Annotated in this window: 19 protein-coding genes, 1 tRNA gene and 2 pseudogenes; 13 read left to right on the plus strand and 9 right to left on the minus strand. The window is 64.2% G+C overall.

The genetic code is table 11. The features are described 5' to 3' along the window. From glyA to ACRECS_RS01165, 4 genes and pseudogenes are all read left to right on the plus strand, one after another. Positions 1 to 414: pseudogene (gene glyA / locus ACRECS_RS01150) on the plus strand (serine hydroxymethyltransferase); the annotation flags it as partial. A 4-nt stretch (positions 415 to 418) separates the two neighbouring features. Further along, the gene (locus ACRECS_RS01155) at positions 419 to 748 is read left to right on the plus strand and encodes a hypothetical protein (protein WP_431581123.1); all 330 of its coding nucleotides are present in this window, start codon (positions 419 to 421) and stop codon (positions 746 to 748) included. A gap of 4 nt (positions 749 to 752) precedes the next feature. Beyond that, positions 753 to 1,214 (plus strand): transcriptional regulator NrdR, encoded by a 462-nt coding sequence (gene nrdR, locus ACRECS_RS01160; RefSeq protein ID WP_187761235.1) that lies wholly within the window; start codon positions 753 to 755, stop codon positions 1,212 to 1,214. Beyond that, positions 1,211 to 1,954: an RNA methyltransferase gene (locus ACRECS_RS01165; RefSeq protein ID WP_431581124.1), complete on the plus strand. Its 744-nt coding sequence runs from the start codon at positions 1,211 to 1,213 to the stop codon at positions 1,952 to 1,954. Before nrdR ends, ACRECS_RS01165 begins: the two co-directional genes overlap by 4 nt. A gap of 23 nt (positions 1,955 to 1,977) precedes the next feature. Here the strand turns inward: ACRECS_RS01165 and ACRECS_RS01170 are convergent, their stop codons facing one another. Further along, positions 1,978 to 2,283 carry a chorismate mutase gene (locus ACRECS_RS01170; protein ID WP_431581125.1) on the minus strand — a complete coding sequence of 102 codons (306 nt, stop codon included), beginning with the start codon at positions 2,281 to 2,283 and terminating at the stop codon, positions 1,978 to 1,980. A 223-nt stretch (positions 2,284 to 2,506) separates the two neighbouring features. On the opposite strand from ACRECS_RS01170, the gene rpsD reads away from it, so the two are divergent. Then, on the plus strand, positions 2,507 to 3,121 hold the full coding sequence (gene rpsD, locus ACRECS_RS01175) for a 30S ribosomal protein S4 (protein WP_187761239.1): 615 nt from the start codon (positions 2,507 to 2,509) through the stop codon (positions 3,119 to 3,121). 56 nt (positions 3,122 to 3,177) lie between these two features. On the opposite strand, the gene ACRECS_RS01180 is transcribed toward rpsD, so the two are convergent. After that, positions 3,178 to 5,157 (minus strand): alpha/beta hydrolase family protein, encoded by a 1,980-nt coding sequence (locus ACRECS_RS01180; protein ID WP_431581126.1) that lies wholly within the window; start codon positions 5,155 to 5,157, stop codon positions 3,178 to 3,180. Between the two features lie 154 nt (positions 5,158 to 5,311). Between ACRECS_RS01180 and ACRECS_RS01185 the strand changes: the two genes are divergently transcribed. Both ACRECS_RS01185 and ACRECS_RS01190 read left to right on the plus strand, forming a co-directional pair. Then, positions 5,312 to 6,985: a M28 family metallopeptidase gene (locus ACRECS_RS01185; RefSeq protein WP_431581127.1), complete on the plus strand. Its 1,674-nt coding sequence runs from the start codon at positions 5,312 to 5,314 to the stop codon at positions 6,983 to 6,985. A gap of 10 nt (positions 6,986 to 6,995) precedes the next feature. Then, positions 6,996 to 7,970, plus strand: a complete 975-nt coding sequence (locus ACRECS_RS01190) for an agmatine deiminase family protein (RefSeq protein ID WP_431581128.1) — start codon at positions 6,996 to 6,998, stop codon at positions 7,968 to 7,970. A gap of 4 nt (positions 7,971 to 7,974) precedes the next feature. Here ACRECS_RS01190 and ACRECS_RS01195 read toward each other — a convergent pair whose 3' ends face one another. Both ACRECS_RS01195 and ACRECS_RS01200 read right to left on the minus strand, forming a co-directional pair. Then, a complete protein-coding gene (locus ACRECS_RS01195; RefSeq protein WP_431581129.1) occupies positions 7,975 to 8,340 on the minus strand; it encodes a GFA family protein in 366 nt (121 codons plus the stop codon). Beyond that, entirely contained in the window at positions 8,337 to 8,735 is a 399-nt protein-coding gene (locus ACRECS_RS01200; RefSeq protein WP_431581130.1) for a low affinity iron permease family protein, read from the minus strand. The genes ACRECS_RS01195 and ACRECS_RS01200 overlap by 4 nt, the downstream gene beginning before the upstream one ends. Before the next feature lie 50 nt (positions 8,736 to 8,785). Here ACRECS_RS01200 and aguB point away from each other — a divergent pair, with 50 nt between their 5' ends. Further along, positions 8,786 to 9,634, plus strand: a complete 849-nt coding sequence (aguB, locus tag ACRECS_RS01205) for an N-carbamoylputrescine amidase (RefSeq protein ID WP_431581131.1) — start codon at positions 8,786 to 8,788, stop codon at positions 9,632 to 9,634. A 316-nt stretch (positions 9,635 to 9,950) separates the two neighbouring features. On the opposite strand, the gene ACRECS_RS01210 is transcribed toward aguB, so the two are convergent. From ACRECS_RS01210 to ACRECS_RS01220, 3 genes and pseudogenes are all read right to left on the minus strand, one after another. Beyond that, positions 9,951 to 10,145, minus strand: coding sequence for a hypothetical protein (locus ACRECS_RS01210; RefSeq protein WP_431581415.1), 195 nt, complete (start codon positions 10,143 to 10,145; stop codon positions 9,951 to 9,953). 83 nt (positions 10,146 to 10,228) lie between these two features. After that, positions 10,229 to 10,291, minus strand: a pseudogene (locus ACRECS_RS01215) (phosphotyrosine protein phosphatase); the annotation flags it as partial. Further along, positions 10,288 to 10,947 (minus strand): uracil-DNA glycosylase, encoded by a 660-nt coding sequence (locus ACRECS_RS01220; RefSeq protein WP_431581132.1) that lies wholly within the window; start codon positions 10,945 to 10,947, stop codon positions 10,288 to 10,290. The gene ACRECS_RS01220 and the pseudogene ACRECS_RS01215, both read right to left, overlap by 4 nt. A 23-nt stretch (positions 10,948 to 10,970) precedes the next feature. Here ACRECS_RS01220 and folK point away from each other — a divergent pair, with 23 nt between their 5' ends. From folK to ACRECS_RS01240, 4 genes are all read left to right on the plus strand, one after another. Then, entirely contained in the window at positions 10,971 to 11,456 is a 486-nt protein-coding gene (gene folK / locus ACRECS_RS01225) for a 2-amino-4-hydroxy-6-hydroxymethyldihydropteridine diphosphokinase (protein ID WP_431581133.1), read from the plus strand. A gap of 27 nt (positions 11,457 to 11,483) precedes the next feature. Continuing rightward, a tRNA-Lys gene (locus tag ACRECS_RS01230) sits at positions 11,484 to 11,559 on the plus strand. Between the two features lie 87 nt (positions 11,560 to 11,646). Then, entirely contained in the window at positions 11,647 to 12,501 is an 855-nt protein-coding gene (locus tag ACRECS_RS01235; RefSeq protein WP_431581134.1) for a hypothetical protein, read from the plus strand. 159 nt (positions 12,502 to 12,660) lie between these two features. Then, positions 12,661 to 13,410: a phosphatase PAP2 family protein gene (locus ACRECS_RS01240; protein ID WP_431581135.1), complete on the plus strand. Its 750-nt coding sequence runs from the start codon at positions 12,661 to 12,663 to the stop codon at positions 13,408 to 13,410. Here the strand turns inward: ACRECS_RS01240 and ACRECS_RS01245 are convergent. Further along, positions 13,393 to 14,253 (minus strand): HpcH/HpaI aldolase/citrate lyase family protein, encoded by an 861-nt coding sequence (locus ACRECS_RS01245; protein ID WP_431581136.1) that lies wholly within the window; start codon positions 14,251 to 14,253, stop codon positions 13,393 to 13,395. The two genes, ACRECS_RS01240 and ACRECS_RS01245, sit on opposite strands and share 18 nt — an antisense overlap. Positions 14,254 to 14,376: 123 nt before the next feature. On the opposite strand from ACRECS_RS01245, the gene ACRECS_RS01250 reads away from it, so the two are divergent. Next, positions 14,377 to 16,545: a TonB-dependent receptor gene (locus ACRECS_RS01250; RefSeq protein WP_431581137.1), complete on the plus strand. Its 2,169-nt coding sequence runs from the start codon at positions 14,377 to 14,379 to the stop codon at positions 16,543 to 16,545. Positions 16,546 to 16,756: 211 nt separating this feature from the next. Here the strand turns inward: ACRECS_RS01250 and ACRECS_RS01255 are convergent, their stop codons facing one another. Beyond that, on the minus strand, positions 16,757 to 17,770 hold the full coding sequence (locus tag ACRECS_RS01255; RefSeq protein ID WP_431581138.1) for a threonine aldolase family protein: 1,014 nt from the start codon (positions 17,768 to 17,770) through the stop codon (positions 16,757 to 16,759). Positions 17,771 to 17,794 lie beyond the last annotated feature (24 nt).

Genomic DNA, 17,794 nt, shown 5'->3' on the forward strand with positions numbered 1-17,794 from the left:
GCGATCATCGAGAATGCCAAGATCCTTGCCGCGACGCTGAAGGAGCGCGGCGCAGAGGTCGTGTCGGGCGGCACCGACACGCATCTCGCGCTGATCGACCTGTCACCACTGGGCGTGACCGGCAAGGACGCCGACGAAGCGCTGGAGCGTGCCGGCATCACCTGCAACAAGAACGGCATTCCCAACGATCCGCTGCCGCCAACCAAGACCAGCGGCATCCGCGTCGGATCGCCCGCCGGCACCACGCGCGGCTTCGGCCCGGCCGAGTTCCGCGAGATCGGCCATATGGTCGCCGACGTGCTCGACGGCTTGCGCAAGAATGGCGAAGCCGGCGACGCACAGGTAGAAGCCAATGTCCGCGAGCGCGTGCAGGCATTGTGCGCGCGCTTCCCGATCTATCCAGAGGGCATGTGACCATATGAAGTGCCGGGCGTGCAACACGACCATCGCCAAGACCGCGCGCTTCTGCGCGCAATGCGGCATGACCGTCGCGGAGACTGCGCCATCGGTCAGGCCGGACCCGGCACATGTGTCGGACGGCGCGATCGATGACGATATTCGTGCCGCGCGCGCCTTCGCCGCCGACGCGCGGGCACGCCATGCCCAGCCCGGCACGCTCGGTGCCAGCATGGCCAAGGGCGCGGCGATCGGCGCGGTCGTCGCTCTGCCGGTACCACTGATCGGCCCGCTGGCGGGCGCTATGGTCGGTGCCGGCGTTGCGGCGTTCCAGAAACTGACGAAGGACTGATTTTTTGCGTTGCCCTTTTTGCGGACATGAAGACAGCCAGGTAAAGGACAGCCGTCCGACCGAAGACGGCGCGGCGATCCGCCGCCGGCGCCAGTGCGAAGGATGCGCGGCGCGCTTCACCACCTTCGAACGCATTCAGCTGCGCGAACTTTATGTGCTGAAAAGCGAGGACAAGCGCGAACCGTTCGACCGCGAAAAGCTGCTGCGCTCGGTCTCGATCGCGGCGCGCAAGCGGCCGATCGACGCGCTGCGGATCGAAAAGCTCGTCTCGGGTATCCAGCGGCAGCTGGAAACCCAGGGCGAGAATGAAGTCCATTCGCAGCGCATCGGCGAGATGGTGATGGAGGGGCTGAAGGGCCTGGATTCGGTCGCCTATATCCGCTTTGCCAGCGTCTATAAGGATTTCCGCGAAGCGCGCGATTTCGAGGAATTCGCCGGCAATGTGAGCGAGGTGGGCAAGGGGTGAACGCCAACCTGGCCCCGCCCCCCGTCATCGTTCTGGTCCGCCCTCAACTGGGCGAGAATATCGGCAAGGCAGCGCGCGCGATGCTCAATTTCGGGCTGACCGAGATGCGTCTCGTCACCCCGCGCGACGGCTGGCCCAACCCGTCGGCCGGCCCCGCGGCCAGCGGCGCCGATATCGTGCTCGAACAGGCCCGGGTGTTCGACAGCGTCGCCGACGCGGTGGCGGATTGCGCCCAGGTCTATGCCACCACGGTGCGCAAGCGCGGCGTGACCAAGCCCGTGGTCACGCCGGAGCGCGCCGCGACCGATATCCACGCCGCGCCGGGCCGCTCGGCGATCCTGTTCGGGCCGGAACGGTCGGGCCTGGAAACCGACGATGTCGCGCTCGCCCGCACCATCATCACCGTGCCGATCAATGCCGAATTCGGCTCGCTCAACCTCGCCCAGGCCGTGATCCTGGTCGCCTATGAATGGTCGAAGGGGACAGTGCTTGCGTCACCCCCGGAAACCGAGCTGCCCGAGCCCGCACCGCATGAAGAGCTGGAGGGCATGATCCAGCAGCTCGATGCGATGCTCGAGGCGGCGCATTTCTTCTACCCCCCCGACCGCACCCCGGTGACGAAGCGTACGCTGCGCACCCTGCTGACCAAGCCCGGCTGGTCGAGCCAGGAAGTCAGGACCTTTCGCGGTGTGTTGAGCGCCTTGGCGGGCGCGAAGCGGGCAAAGCCGCCGCGCCAATAGGATCAGCCGGACGGTTGTCCGGGTCAGCGTCGATCGAACGCGTCCATCTCATACGCGATCGACGTCTCGACCAGCCTGTCCCATAATGCGGCGATTGCCGCTCCGGGCAACCCGGCCGCCTCGGCCTGTGCTTGAGCATTGGCGATGACCTGTGCCTTGCGAGCTTCGTCGCGTACTGCACTGCGCTCCGGCTTGATCCGCGCGGCTGCGTCCATATAGGCGAACCGCCGAACGAGCAGGGCGATCAGTTCGCGATCGACCTGATCGACGCCGCGGCGCACCTCGATCATCGTCGTGCAATCAGCGCCGGCAAGGATGGTATCGTTCATGCGCACGCTCTTGGCGAGCCGACGCACGCCTGTCCAGCGTGACTCCTCAACTTGACTCTCGCGCGCACGCCCGCTAACCGCCCGCCTTCGCAAAAGGCCCCGCACCCCGGTGAAGCGGTGGCCCTGACCCGATCCATGATCGGCCAGAGCGATGACCGGGTATCGATCAGCTTAGCCTCACAGCGACGCCGGTCTTGTTGTTGGCACTTGCAAGGAATTACACATGTCGAAGCGTTCAAGCGCAAAGTACAAGCTCGATCGCCGGATGGGCGAGAATATCTGGGGCCGTCCCAAGTCGCCTGTCAACAAGCGCGAATATGGCCCCGGCCAGCACGGTCAGCGCCGCAAGGGCAAGGTTTCGGATTTCGGCATTCAGCTGCGCGCCAAGCAAAAGCTCAAGGGCTATTATGGCGACGTGACCGAGAAGCAGTTCCGCGCCTGCTATCATGAAGCCGCCCGGATGAAGGGCGATACCGGCCAGAACCTGATCGGCCTGCTCGAGCAGCGTCTCGACATGATCGTGTATCGCGCCAAGTTCGCACCGACCGTGTTCGCTGCACGTCAGCTCGTCTCGCATGGCCACATCCGCGTCAACGGCGTGAAGTGCAACATCGCATCGCGCCGCTGCTTTCCGGGCATGGAAATCACGCTTGGTTCCAAGGCGCAGGAAATGGCGCTGGTGATGGAAGCACAGGGTCTCGCTGAGCGCGACATTCCCGACTACGTCGCGCCCGACGGCAATGCGAAGGTGACCTTCACCCGCGTGCCGACGCTCGACGAAGTGCCCTATCCGGTGAAGATGGAGCCGAACCTGGTCGTCGAGTTCTACTCGCGCTAAGATCTGGTTCCGACGAGGTCGAAAAGGGCGGTCCTGTCAGGGCCGCCCTTTTTCGTTTACAGCCCGAGCGACTGGCGCAGGAAGAGATCGGCTTTGTCGAGCATCGCGGTGCGCGCGATATCGTCGTCGAGCTGATGATCCAGGCCGTGAAACTCGACCAATTCGACCTTGCCACCGGCATCCTTGAGCTTTTCGACCATCAGTCTCGACTGACGGATGCCGACATTGGTGTCGAGGTCACCGTGAAACAGCAGGACCGGCGCCTTGATGCGCCCGGCGTTCCGTGCCGGCGACCCTTGCGACACATGCGGACCTTTGCCGATAAAGGCATCGACCAGGGCGAAGTTGGTAAAATCATGCGCTTCGAGGCGTAGCGCTTCGAGATCTGTGACCGGCGCGATCGCAACAATCGCCTTGAACAGGCTGGAGTCGAGTACTGCCGACTGCAGTGCGGCATAGCCACCATAGGACCATCCGACGATCGCCAGCTTGCCCGGCGCCGCTATCCCCTGCGCGCTCAGCCAGCGTCCGGCGTCATTCACGTCCCCGATCGCCGTGCGCCAGGATTGGAAGCCGTTTTTCTGGAACCAGGCATCGCCATAGCCGGTCGATCCCCGGAAATTGGGCTGCAGCACCGCAAACCCCCGCGCGGCGAAATATTGCGCCAGCCAGTCAAAGCCCCATTCATCACGCGCGCCCGGACCGCCATGCGGCATGACGATCGCCGGGATATTCTTCCCATCGCTCCCCGGCGGCAAGGTGAGATAACCTGGGATCGACGTGCCGTCGGCGGCGGGAAACGTGATTGGCTTGACTGCTGCCAGCGTCACCTTCTCCAGCTCCGGCCGTGCCGGCATCACATCTTCAAGCGCCCGTTTATCCTTGTGATAGACATAATAATGGCCGGCATTGGTGTCGCCGCCCGCAACGAGCAGCAGCGTGCGTTCGTCGGCGCTGGCATCAATGAAGGTCACCAGCGGCTTTCCCGGCAGCGCCTTGCCGAGCGACACGCGCAGCTTGCGCAACTCCGGATCGAAGAATTCGCTTTCGCGGCGATCCGTGACGAATGTCGCTCCGACCACCCGGTTCTGGCGACCGACCCGGATCAAGCCATCGACATCGACATCCGGCCGCGCGAGTACCAGGTCACGCTTCAATGTGCCGTCCAGGCTGATGCTGAACAGCGCGCGACGGCCGTCCTTGCCGTCAAAGCCGTAAACCACGTTGAGGTCACGGTCGACGGCATAGGGATTGAAACCGCTATCCGATCCGGCGTTCAACTTAAGCGTTCCGAGCGGCTTCCAACCATCGCTCCCCGCCAGGCGGTAGCGATAATCGATATGGTCCTTGTCATATCCCGAACTATTGCTCGACTGCATGCCCATCACGCGCACCGTACCGTGCCCATCGGTGATATATTCGGCCGCCGCCCGGTTTGGCTGGACGATGATCCGGTGTTCGTTCTTCACCGGATCGACCTGTTCGACGCCCAGCCCCTCCTTGGTCTGGCTAAGCCGCGTTCCGGTCGATTCCTCCGGCACGAACACTCGGGTCATGAGCACCTTGCCGCTGGTGCCGTCCGCCAGCCAGTCAATCACGACGCCGCCGTCCTGGACGATACCAAGCGACCGGCCATTAGTGTCCACGGTCAATTGGCGTATGCCGCTGCCATCGCTGTTGATCGCGACCACGCGGGTGAAATTCAGGGCCTTCACGGTCTGGGTCCCGGGAATGACCATATGCACCCGGCAGATCAGCCTTGTGTCGCTCGCCCAGTGGCAATCCGTCAGCCGATCCGGATCGCCGGTCGAATGCAGGATCGGCTTGGGCTGCCCACCCTTGACGAGATCCCCGATCAACAAAGCCGCGCCCCGGCCCTTGACCGGCGAGATGATCGCCACCTTCGTGCCGTCTGGCGAAAGGCTCATCTGCTGCACGCCCTCACGGACACCGAATTTCGCCGCAACCTCATTCGCCGCATAGGCCGAAGGTGTCAGGGCAACGGCCGCAACCGTAGCCAGTAAATAGCGAACCATGTCGTAAAAGCCCCCGTTTCCCCACGTAACTCATTCAGCTTAGCAGCGGGCATCGGGCGAGCAATAACCATCGCGGCCGAACCCGATCGTCTTGCGCGGCACCGCCCGGACTGTCAGAACGCGCCCGGACCAACCTCATCATATTCCGGAGAGCATGACCATGCGCGTTTCCGCCTGCCTGTCACCCCTGCTGGTTTCGTCGCTGGCCCTGTCAGGCATGCTGATCGCCGCCCCCGCGCTCGCCAAAGACGCACCGGCGCCGGCCATATCGGTCGAGACGCTGAAGGACGTGACGCAGACCCTGGCTTCCGACGCCTTTGAGGGCCGCGCACCGGCGACCCCGGCCGAGGACAAGACCACCGGCTATATCGTCGAGCGCTTCAAGAAGGCGGGGCTCAAGCCCGCCAACAAGGGCAGCTGGTACCAGGACGTACCGCTGGTCGAGATCACCGCGAGTGACGTGAGCCCGCTGACCATCACCGGTGGCAAGACCCCGATATCGGCCGCCTATCGCACCGACCTGGTGATCGGCACTTACCGCGTCACGCCTAAGGTCGCGATCAAGGACAGCGACATGGTCTTTGTCGGATACGGCATCAACGCGCCCGAGCGCGGCTGGAACGACTATGCCGGCGTGGACGTGAAGGGGAAGACCGTGGTCATCCTGGTCAATGACCCCGACTGGCGCACGATGACGCTCGACGGCGATTTCGGCGGCCGGGCGATGACCTATTATGGCCGCTGGACCTACAAATTCGAGGAAGCCGCGCGAAAGGGCGCCGCCGCGGCGATCATCGTCCATGATACCGAACCCGCCGCCTATGGCTGGGGCGTGGTGCAGTCGAGCTGGACCGGGCCGCAGCTCGAACAGGATACGCCGGGCGACCATCTCGACCAGAGCGAGGCGATCGGCTGGATCCAGAAACCCGTCGCCGAAGCGTTGTTCGCCAGTGCCGGCCAGGATCTCGCCACCCTGTCGAAGGCAGCGGCGATCAAGGGGTTCAAGGCCGTACCGCTCGGCGTGAAGGCATCGGTTAGCTTCACCAATACGATCCGCCGCCAGGCGTCGAAGAATGTCGTCGGCATCCTGCCGGGCACGACCAAGCCGGACGAAGTGGTGCTCTATTCGGCGCATTGGGATCACCTCGGCCGCTGCGATGCGATCAAGGGCGACGATATCTGCAACGGCGCGGTCGACAATGCCTCCGGCACCGCCGGCCTGGTCGCGCTGGCCGAGGCGGCGGTGAAGGCAGGGCCGGCCAAGCGCAGCCAGGTGTTCCTGGCCGTGACTGGCGAGGAATCAGGGCTGCTCGGGTCGAAATTCTATGCCGAGAACCCGATCTTCCCGCTCGCCCAGACGGTCGGTGGGGTCAATATGGACGGGCTCAACGTGATCGGTAAGGCAAAGAACTTCGTGCTGGTCGGCGCGGGCAAGTCGGAGCTTGAGGATCTGGTCAAGCCAATGGTCGCCGCCGAAGGCCGGGTCATCACGCTCGAAGCCAATCCGGAACGCGGCTCCTATTACCGTTCCGACCATTTCAGCTTCGCCAAGCTCGGCGTACCGATGCTTTATGGCGAGAGCGGCGAGGATCTGGTGGTCGGCGGCACCGCAGCGGGCAAGGCGGCGACCGAGGATTATATCATCAACCGCTATCACAAGCCGCAGGACGAATATGACGCCAAATGGGACTGGAACGGCGCCCTGTCCGACCTGCGCATCTATTACGCGCTCGGCCATAGCCTGGCCGACAGCGATCGCTGGCCCAACTGGTACCCAAGCGCCGAATTCCGCAGCATTCGCGACCAGAGCCGGGCCGGCGCGAAGTAAGGGATAGCCGATGCCGAAACGCATTACCCAGCCCGCCGAATGGGCCCGTCACAAGGCCGTGTGGATCGGCTTTCCGAGCCATCCTGAACTGTGGCTCGACGACCTGGAACCGGCGCGCGCGGAGGTCACCGCCTTTGCCCGCGCCGTCCATGCCGAGGGGCGGGGCGAGCGCGTTATCCTGGTCGCCGCCGATGCCGAGGCGGGGGAAACCGCCCAGGCCATGGCCGGGGACATCGCCGAGGTCGTGGTCGAACCGTTCGGCGATATCTGGCTGCGTGACACCGCGGCGATCCTCCTCAGCGATCACAGCGCGCGCGATTTCGGCTTCAACGGCTGGGGCGGCAAGTACGACCTGCCCGGCGATGACGATATCGGCGCGCGGCTGGCCGCGCGGCGCAACATCCGTGCCGAGCGCTGCGACTGGATCCTGGAGGGCGGCGCGATCGACAGCGATGGCACCGGCCTGGTCGTGACGACCGAGCAATGCCTGCTCAACCATAACCGCAATCCCGGCCTGTCGCGGAGCGAGATCGAGGCGCGATTGCTCGAGGATCTCGGCTTTTCGCAGGTGATCTGGCTCGGCGAAGGGCTGATGCACGACCATACCGACGGGCATATCGACAATCTCGCGCGCTTCGTGGCACCGGGCAAGCTCGCCATCCCGGTCGCGGCCGACAATGACCCCAACTGGCTGGTCTATCAGCACGCCGCGCGCGCCGCGGCACGGCATGAGGTGGAGATCGTGCCGATCCCCTCGCCCGGCCGGGTGCTGCGCGACGACGAGATCGTGCCGGCCAGCTATATGAATTTCTATATCGGCAATGCGACGGTGGTGGTGCCGCAATATGGCGCGCCCAACGACGCGGCGGCGGTGGTGGCGATCGGTGCGCTGTTCCCGGACCGCGAGACGGTCGGCCTGCGCGCCGACCATATCCTGACCGGCGGCGGCAGTTTCCACTGTATCAGCCAGCAGATCCCAGCCTGATCAGTCAACTGGGGCCGGCGATGACCCGGCGCGGCAGGGCCCGTGCGTCGATCCCGTCGATCAGTCGCGCATTGACCCCGACCTTGGCGCCGGCGCCACCGGGATAGCATTCCTCCTCCAGCCCCGGATGGATGCGCCAGCCGATCATCGCGCTGCACCGTGAGCAGAAGCGGAAATCGAGCAGCCGGTCGCCCCATTGATAGATCGACAATTCCGCTTCGCCCTGAGTGATGGCGAACTGATCAGGCGGATAATAGCAGCAGAGCGAGCCGAGCTTGGTACAGATTGAGCAATGGCACTCGGTCACCTCGACCGGCGGCGCCGGCACGGTGAAGCGCACCGTCCCGCAATGACAGCTCCCCTCGGTCATAGCCGCGCCAGCATGCGTTCGATCGATTCATGATGCGTCGCATCGTCACCGCATTCGCGCTCAAGCATGGCCTTGATCTTCTCCAGTTCCTTTTCGGTCAGATGCTCGATGCCGATAAAGTCGGTGCGCGCCTCGGCATTGGCGCGAATCAGTTCATCGAGCTTGGCCTGAATCGCGCTGGCATCGCGATTCTGCGCATTCTGGATCAGGAACACCATCAGGAAGGTGACGATCGTGGTGCCGGTGTTGATCACCAGCTGCCAGGTGTCGGAATAATGGAACACCGGCCCGGTAATGCCCCACACAGCAACCACCAGGAACGCCAGCATGAACGCGGGCGGGCGGCCCGCCCAGCTTGCCACTTTCTGCGCCACCGCTTCGAAAAACCGATCCATATTCTGTCCCTCGATTTGAAACCCAACGCCGAACCGCTAAGTACGCTCCCATGACCGAAATCACCGTCGCCGCACTTCAGCTCGCCTTTACCGATGATATGGACGCGAACATCGCCCATGTCTCCGACCTCGTGCGCGAGGCCGCGGCGAAGGGTGCGCAAGTGATCCTGCCGCCCGAATTGTTCGAGGGCGAATATTTCTGCCGCGTCGAGGATGAGGGCCTGTTCGCCAATGCCAAGCCCACCGCCGAGCATAAGGCAGTGCTGGCGATGCAAAAGCTCGCGGCCGAGCTCAAGGTCCATATCCCGACCAGCTTCTTCGAGGCGGACGGTCCGCACCATTATAACAGCCTGGCGATGATCGGCCCCGACGGCCAGGTGATGGGCGTCTATCGCAAGAGCCATATCCCCGACGGTCCCGGTTACGAGGAGAAATTCTATTTCCGCCCCGGCAATACCGGCTTCAAGGTCTGGCCGGGCCCCTCCGCGACCTTGGGCGTCGGGATCTGCTGGGACCAATGGTATCCCGAAACCGCGCGCGCGATGATGCTGATGGGCGCGGAGATCCTGTTCTATCCGACCGCGATCGGCAGCGAGCCGCACGACACATCGCTCGACACCGCACGACTGTGGCGCCGCGCGATGGTCGGCCATGCCGTGTCGAACGTCGTGCCGATCGTTGCCGCCAACCGCATCGGCGTGGAGCATGGCCAGACATTCTACGGCACGAGCTTCATCGCCGATGAACGCGGCGACATTCTCGCCGAGCTGGGCCGGGAGGAAACCGGCGTGATCACCGCGACGATCGATCTCGACCGGGTCAAGCGCCACCGCGCCGCGTTCGGCTTCTTCCGCGACCGGCGGCCCGAGCTTTACGGGCGGCTGGTGCAGGACATCTAGGCGGACCGGTTCGCTGGCTGTTCCTGGCTGTTATTGCCGACAATATTTTTTGCTGGCTGTTAAGTTGGATTTTCCGTTCCGATTTTCACCTGTTTCCAAAGACTTGCGACATGCTGGCTGTTATCGAATAACAGCCAGGTATCAGCCAGCATAACAGCCAGCGAACAGCCAGCGAACAGCCAGCGACACACGCTGTTACCTGCCGTAACAGCCAGCCTAATTTACCAACCATGAGAAAGAGCCAGGTGGCGCGCGGAACGCATTGCCTGGTTCAACGCTGCCATAAGCCGCCGCCCGGTTGAATCGAGGCGGGACATCAATCCGGCGCCGGCACATCCGGGAAATAGCGCGCCATCTTCACCTTCAGCAGCCGCACAAGCTCCGGCTGCATGAAGTCATAATCGTCGGGAATATCGAGGCAGATGATGCGGCCTGTTTCAGAGCCGGACGAAAGCGTTTCTGCAGCTTGTTGCGGTGCGTCCTCTCCATGACGAAGATCATATCCGCCCATTCGACCAGTTCGGCGGTGAGCGGGGTGTCGGCGTCGTGATTGGTACCGGCCGAGTCGACCTCCATATCGGGGCGCGACGCGAAAACCTGTTCCGCGGTCGGGCTGCGCAGCCGGTTCTGGCTGCACACGAAAAGGATTTTCTTCATGCCGGCCGCAGCTCAAGCGCCCGCGTGAACACTGCCTCGAACATCTCCGCCGTCAGCCGGCCGGTATTCTGGTTGTAGCGCGAGCAATGATAGCTATCGATCAGGATGCGCCCGTCGGGGACGCGGTGCTCGGCGAGATGCGCGAAGCGGCATTTGGGCAGCTTGCCGCCCAGGATCTTCACCGCCGACTGATGCGCGATCTGGCCGAGCGCGATGTAGACGCGCGCTTTGGGCAATGCCGCGGCCTGGCCGGCCAGGAACGGGCGGCAGTTTCGGGTCTCCTCAGGCGTCGGCTTGTTCTGCGGCGGCAGGCATTTGACCGCGTTGATGATGATCGCGCCGTCGAGCCGGAGCGAATCGTCGGGCCTGGCCTCATAGGTACCGCTGGCCAGCCCGAACTTGGCCAGCGTATCGTACAGCAATGGCCCGGACTGATCGCCGGTAAAGGGCCGTCCGGTGCGGTTGGCGCCGTGCTTGCCGGGCGCGAGCCCGACGATCGCCAGCCAGGCCTGGGGATCGCCGAACGCATTGACCGGCGCATTCCACCAGTCGGGATGCTCGACGCGCAGCTCGTCGCGAAAGGCGACGAGGCGCGGGCAGCGCGGGCAATCATGCGGCGCTTCGGTCTGCGGAATCGGGCTGGGTGCGAAGTTCATCGAAACGCGATACGCAGGTTGCCGTGCCGATCTCAACTTATGCCATTTCCATCGGGTCGAACCGCCCGGGCCGCCACGGCCGTCCCGAAGCCGAGGTGATCGCCGCGATCGGCGCCCTGACTGGCGTGGTGGCGGTTGCGCCGATCATCGCAAGCGCACCGATCGGCCCGTCGATCCGGCGCTTCGCCAACACCGTCATCCTGGTCGAGACGAAGGATGATCCGCCCGCACTGCTCGCGCGGCTGAAGGCGATCGAGCGCGATTTCGGGCGACGGCGCGGGCGGCGCTGGGGCGCGCGGGTGATCGATCTCGATATCATCCTGTGGTCGGGCGGCAGCTGGGGCGGAGCGGGCCTGACCGTCCCGCATATCGGCTTTCGCGCGCGCGGCTTCGTGCTCGATCCGCTTGCCCGCGTCGCCGCCGACTGGCGCGATCCAGTCACCGGGCTGAGCGTGCGGCAGCTCGCTTACCGCCTGCGCGCGGTTGACCAGCGCGCGTCGCGCCCCTAACGCGCGTCACTTGCCCGGCATGTGTGGGGGCCCGTAGCTCAGTTGGTAGAGCAACGGACTTTTAATCTGTAGGTCTCGGGTTCGAATCCCGACGGGCCCACCATCGCCGCTTAGCATTCGCTGAATCGTATCCATCCTCATGGGCCAAGAGGCGGCCGCCATCCGCACGATCAGGCAGACCTCGGCCGGAATGTATCGGCGCATCGTCACCAGCGTCTTTGCTTCTCCAACCTCGAAGACCTGGCAACCCGCGATCACGCCGTATATGTTTTTGCGGGTATCCGTTCCCGGAGGCTGCCCGTTGACGCAAGAAACGCGGTTTTGGACTATTCTGGCCCTGATCGTGGCGATTGCCGCAACATGGTTCACCTACGAGCAACTGGTTATCGCTCGTCAGAGTGTGGTGCCGGCTTTGTCGACAGGGTCGAACAAGATGCCGAATTCCGCTGACATGCCGACTCAGCAGAAGATTCCCGGCAACGATGGCGAGAATTCTCCTGAACCAAAGACAGCGACGCCGACCACAACGGAAGGATCGGCGCCGGCACTTGCCTCTGCAGTGTCCGACGCGAGCTATTTTACTGAGGTGAGCACACGGTGCATTTCCCGCTCGCTAAGCGACGCCCTCGAGTTTTTGTGCGAAAAGTCGAGAGGAACGGGAGCCTATCGGCGGACTGATCCTGTTTCCTATGGATGTTCACTGGATTTATCGCTGAAATACGGCTTCATCTGCCTTCAGCCAGGTGGCCGCAGAGTTAACCTGGGAGAGGAGCCTGTCACACTCTTTGCCAGGGCGAATCGCGCACGCTCCTGCATCTTGGATAATCATATCGATGACAGCCATCTGCGGTGTGAGGAGGCGTCCGGATCAGGCCATTATGTTGCCCTCGACAAGAGGGAGTTTGGATGCATAGCGAGCAGCACGGGCGAAACCTGTCGCGGCGTAGGTGGGAAGCGTATTCATGTCCCGACGCAAGGAAAAGCTCTTCTGGAAGCGCCGGAAAAATATTCCGATGAGCAGCGTTATCGCGTTTTCATTTCCTGAATCGGCCAGTGGAATTTGGCCTGTTGCATTTGAACCAAATCGATTTGAGAAGAATTATTCCACTCAGACCCGCACGATCCCAAATTGTTCGGGCGATGCCGCATCATGGTCGCCGGGCCTCCCTCGACCATCGCCGCAAGACCAGCCATGATCCCCTCCATGATCGCTGAAGACCCACTCCATGCCGAAGGCGCGGATGCCGCGGGTGAGATTCCCGGTGGCGTACGGCATCCGCCCTGGCTGCTCGCCGCGGGCGGTGCGGTCGCGCTGGCGGCGCTGATCGTCACGCTGATTGGCCTGTTTATCGATCGCGGCCATCGTTTCGCCTTCGATTCGGCGATCCTGCTCGCCGCGCGACATGGTGGGGCGCATGGCGTGCCGGTCGGCCCGTTCTGGATGAAGCAGGCAGCGATCGATGTGACCGCGCTGGGCGGCGAGACCGTGCTGGTGCTGGTGGTGCTGATCACCGCCGGGTTCCTTGCGGTCAGGCGGCTATGGCTGACCTTGGCGCTGGTGCTGGGCGGCACGATCAGCGGGTCGATCGCGGTCGGCATCGTCAAGTCGCTGGTCGGTCGGCCACGGCCCGACCTGACCGACCATCTCGTCCAGGTCTCCTCGGCGAGCTTCCCGAGCGGCCATGCCGCCAACAGCGCGATCACCTATCTGACCATCGCGACATTGATCATGCAGATCGCGCCGGGCGGCGGATCGCGCCGCTATATCCTGATCGTCGCGGCGTTGCTGGTCACCGCGATCGGCATGAGCCGGGTCTATCTCGGCGTGCACTGGCCAAGCGACGTGCTCGGCGGCTGGGCGTTCGGGACGCTGTGGGCGATCGGCTGGTGGGCGATCGGCGCCTGGGCGCGGCTCAGGCGCGCCGGAGTTTCGGTATTACACCCCGGCCAGTAGCCGCTTCGCCGACTTCAGATGCGGCGCATCGACCATCTTGCCGTCGAGCGCCAAGGCGCCGGCGCCCGGGTTTGCCTCGAATAGGGCAACGACCTGACGGGCATGGTCGATTTCCGCCTCGCTCGGCGTGAAGGCGGCGTTGATCACCGGCACCTGTGACGGATGGATCGCCATCATGCCGGTAAAGCCGTCGCGCCGCGCGCGCGCGGCATAGGCGGCCAGACCGTCGAGATCGCGGAAATCGGGATAGACCGTCTCGATCGCCGGCACGCCCGCCGCATGCGCGCCGAACAAGGTGAGCGAGCGGGCGAGCTGATAGGGCGCGGTATAGCTGCCATCGGCCTCTCGCGAGGTCGCAGCACCAATCGCGGCGGGCAGATCCTCCGCCCCCCAGGTCAGCCCGGCGAGCCGTGAGGTGACGCCGCCATAGCTGCCCAGCGAAAAGATCGCCGCCGGTGTCTCGGTGGCGATCGGCAGGATCGCGACCTCGCCCGCCCGCTGCGCATCGGGCGCGGCAAACTCGGATAGCCGCGCATCGAGCGCCGCGAGCGACGCCGCGCCCTCGGCCTTGGGTAAAAGCAAGCCATCAGGACCGGCAGGCAGCACCGCAGCCAGGTCATCGTCGATCAGCCCCGAGTCGAGCGGATTGACCCGGACATAGAGCGTCGCGGTGCGCGGCCGGCACAGAAATTCGGCCACCGCCTCTCGCGCCGCCGGCTTGGCCGCGGGGCTGACCGAATCCTCCAGATCGAGGATCAGCACATCGGCGCCGAGTCCCAATGCCTTCTCCATCCGGTCGGGACGGTCGCCGGGAACGAACAGCAACGAGCGCAGGCGGGGCATCGGTTTCTCCTTGAACGACGATCTGCCCCCTATCCTAGCCAGAGCGTGCCAAGGCAACGACGAAGCATCTTGTGACTTTATACCATTACATTTAAGGCGCCGCACAAATAAGAAAGGGTCCTCATGATTCGCCGCCTCCTGCTCGCCAGCACCGCTTCCGTCCCCGCGCTCGTTTTTGCCTTCGCTCAACCGGCGCTTGCCCAGGACACTGCCGACACCGCCACCGATGCGCCCGCACAAGCGAAGAACGACGACAGCCGCGACATCATCATCACTGCGCCGTTCGAGCAGAGCGAAGCGGATGTCCTGTCGGGCACATCGGTCCTGTCCGGCGACGAGCTGACGCGCAGCCTGAAGCCGACGATCGGCGAAACGCTGGCCAAGCTGCCCGGTGTTTCGGCGACGTCCTTCGGCCCGAGCGCCTCGCGCCCGATCCTGCGCGGTTTCCAGGGTGAGCGCATCCGCGTGCTGACCGACGGGATCGGATCGATCGACGTGTCCAACACCTCGGTCGACCATGCCGTGATCATCGATCCGCTGCTCGCCGAGCGCATCGAAGTGCTGCGCGGCCCATCGGCGCTGCTGTTCGGCTCCTCTGCGGTCGGCGGCGTGGTCAACGTCATCGACACGCGCATTCCGCGCAGCGTGCCGGAAAAAGGCTATCGGTTCAGCGGCACCGCCACTTATGGTTCGGCAGCCGATGAGCGCACGATCGGCGGCGCGGGCGATGTCGCGGTCGGCCAGCATCTCGTGCTCCATGCCGACGGCTCCTATTCGAAGAGCGGCGACCTGCGCATCGGCGGCTATGCCCTGACGCCCGAGCGCCGCCGCGAAGCGCTCGCGACCAGCCTGTTGCCGGTCGACCCGGCCGATCCCGAGCCGATCGATTATGCCGCCAATGCCGCGATCAAGGGCAAGCTGCCCAATTCGTCGAGCGAGACCTGGACCGCCGGCGCCGGCGCGACGATCATCACCGACACCGGCAATCTCGGCATTTCCTACAGCCATTATGACAGCCTTTACGGCGTACCGATCCGCTATGCGACCTTGCCGGGCGAAGGGCAGGAAGCGCCGCGTTTGTCGGTGGTGCAGAACCGCGTCGACCTGCGCGGCGAAGTCGAGACCGGCGGCGGCTTCCTCGACAAGATCAAGATTCGCGCCGGCCAGGCAAGCTATCGCCATTTCGAGCTGGAAGAAGACGGCTCGGTCGGCACAGCCTTCTACAACAAGGGCCTGGAAGGCCGGCTTGAGGTGATTCAGGCCGATCATGGCGGCTGGAAGGGCGCATCGGGCGTGCAGTTCTTCAACCGCATCTTCGACGTGAAGGGCGACGAGGCGTTTCTGCCCAAGAACGAGACCAACCAGACCGGCTTCTTCACGCTGCAGCAGCTCGATCTCGGCGCATTCAAGGCCGAGGGCGGGCTGCGCTACGAATTGACCGATGTCGCGTCGCGCACGCCGGTCGACGATTTGCGCTTCTTCCGCGGCAGCCGCCATTTCGAGGCGCTGTCGGGCTCGATCGGCGCGTCCTATGGCCTGAGCGACGGGATTCGCGTCGGGCTCAACCTGTCGCATACCGAGCGCGCGCCGTCGGCGGAGGAATTATTCGCCAATGGCGGCCATGCCGGGACCCAGGCCTATGAGCTGGGCAGCGCCGATTTCCGGATCGAAAAGAGCTGGGGGCTTGAAGCCACGCTGCACGCGCATGGCGAGGGCTACAGCTTCGACGCGTCGGCCTATTACAATAAATTCTCCAACTATATCTCGGAGAACCAGGTCGATCAGGCGGTGTGCGAAGCCGCCGCCGCGCCGAGCGGCCGCGAGGTCGAATTCCCCTGCTTCCAGTTCAGCCAGGCCGATGCGCGCTATTATGGCTTCGAGGCGCAGGGCTCAGTGCTGCTGACGCGGATCGGCGACTATAAGATCAACGTCGATGCGCTGGGCGATTATGTCCATGCCAATATCGTCGACCAGGGCCCGATCCCGCGCATCCCGGCACCGCGCGTGCTCGGCGGGATCGAGGCGCAATCGGACCGCATCACTGGCCGGCTCGAGGCCGAGCATGTGTTCGACCAGAACCGCGTGACCGCATTCGAGACCCCGACCAAGGGCTATACGATGGTCAATGCGGCGATTTCGTTCAAGCCGTTCGGCGCCGACAACAAGACCACGCTCGACATCAGCGCCAACAACATCTTCGATGTCGATGCGCGCCGCCATGCGAGCTTCCTGAAGGACTTCGCCCCGCTTGCCGGGCGCGATATCCGCGCGACGTTGCGCTTCAGTCTGTAAGGAATAGTGCTCAGGGCGAACGCCAGCCGTTCGTCCTGAGCCACTGTGACGATCACGTAAGATGGTTTACGCCGAGCCGCGGAGATCTTGCGGATATTGTTTTCGACGCATTGTTACCGCTGGGTTACCGCTGGCGGCCATCTCTGCGGCTCGGCGGCTCGGCGTGAACCTCTTCTTCGCTGGCGATCATGCGGGCCATTGATCGATCGTGTTAAAGCGCGGCAATCGCCTCGGCGAGCGGGCGGATCGCGTCGGGCTGGTGATCCCAGGAGGTCACCAGCCGTGCCTCGCCAACGCCCCAGTCGTAGAAATCAAAGCCCTTGGCGCGCAATTTCTCGGCCTCCGCGGCGGTGACGCGCAGGAACACCTCGTTCGCCTCGACCGGATAGACCAGCCGGTCGCCCGCCGCCTCGGCCAGCATCCTTGCCCCGGCATTCGACGCCCGCGCATTGTCGAGCCACAGGTCATGGTCGAGCAACGCATGAATCTGCGCCGCGAGATAGCGGCCCTTTGACAGCAGCAGCCCGGCGCGCTTGCGGCGATAGAGCGTCGCGTCGAACAGTTCGGGGGCCAGGTCAGGCCTGAAGAAGATCAGTGCCTCGGCGCTCATCCCACCATTCTTGACGAAGCCGAAGCTCAGCGCATCGACTCCGGCGCGCCAGGTCAGGTCGGCCGGGGTGCAGCCGAGATGCGCCACCGCATTGGCGAAGCGCGCGCCGTCCATGTGCAGCCCGAGCCGGCGTTCGCGCGCGAGATGGCCGATCGCCGCCACTTCGTTGGGGGTATAGACGCAACCATATTCGGTCGCATTGGTGATCGAGATCGCATGCGCCTGGACCTGATGGACGTCGTTGCGGATCGGATCGAGCACCGCGGCGATGCTGGCCGGAGTCAGTTTCGCGCCGTCGCCCTTGCCGAGCAGCAGCTTTGCGCCATGCGTGTAGAAGCCCGGCGCGCCGCCTTCGTCATTCTGGATATGCGCATCATGATGACACACCACCGCGCCGTGCGGCGGGCAGAGTGCGGCGAGCGCGAGACAATTGGCCGAGGTGCCGGTCGGCACCCACAATGCGCGCACCTTCGCCTCGAACAGGTCGGAGAAGCGTTGGTCGAGCTGGCGGCTCCAGCCATCGCCGTCATAGGCGGTATCAAGCGTATTGGCCTGTTCGAGCGCCGCAAAGACAGCGGGGTGAACCGGGGCGGCATTGTCGGAGAAGAAGCGCATGGACGGAGCCTTGCTGCGCCGCCC

Source organism: Sphingomonas sp., from assembly GCF_050725575.1.
In the GTDB taxonomy this organism is placed as follows: Bacteria; Pseudomonadota; Alphaproteobacteria; order Sphingomonadales; family Sphingomonadaceae; genus Sphingomonas.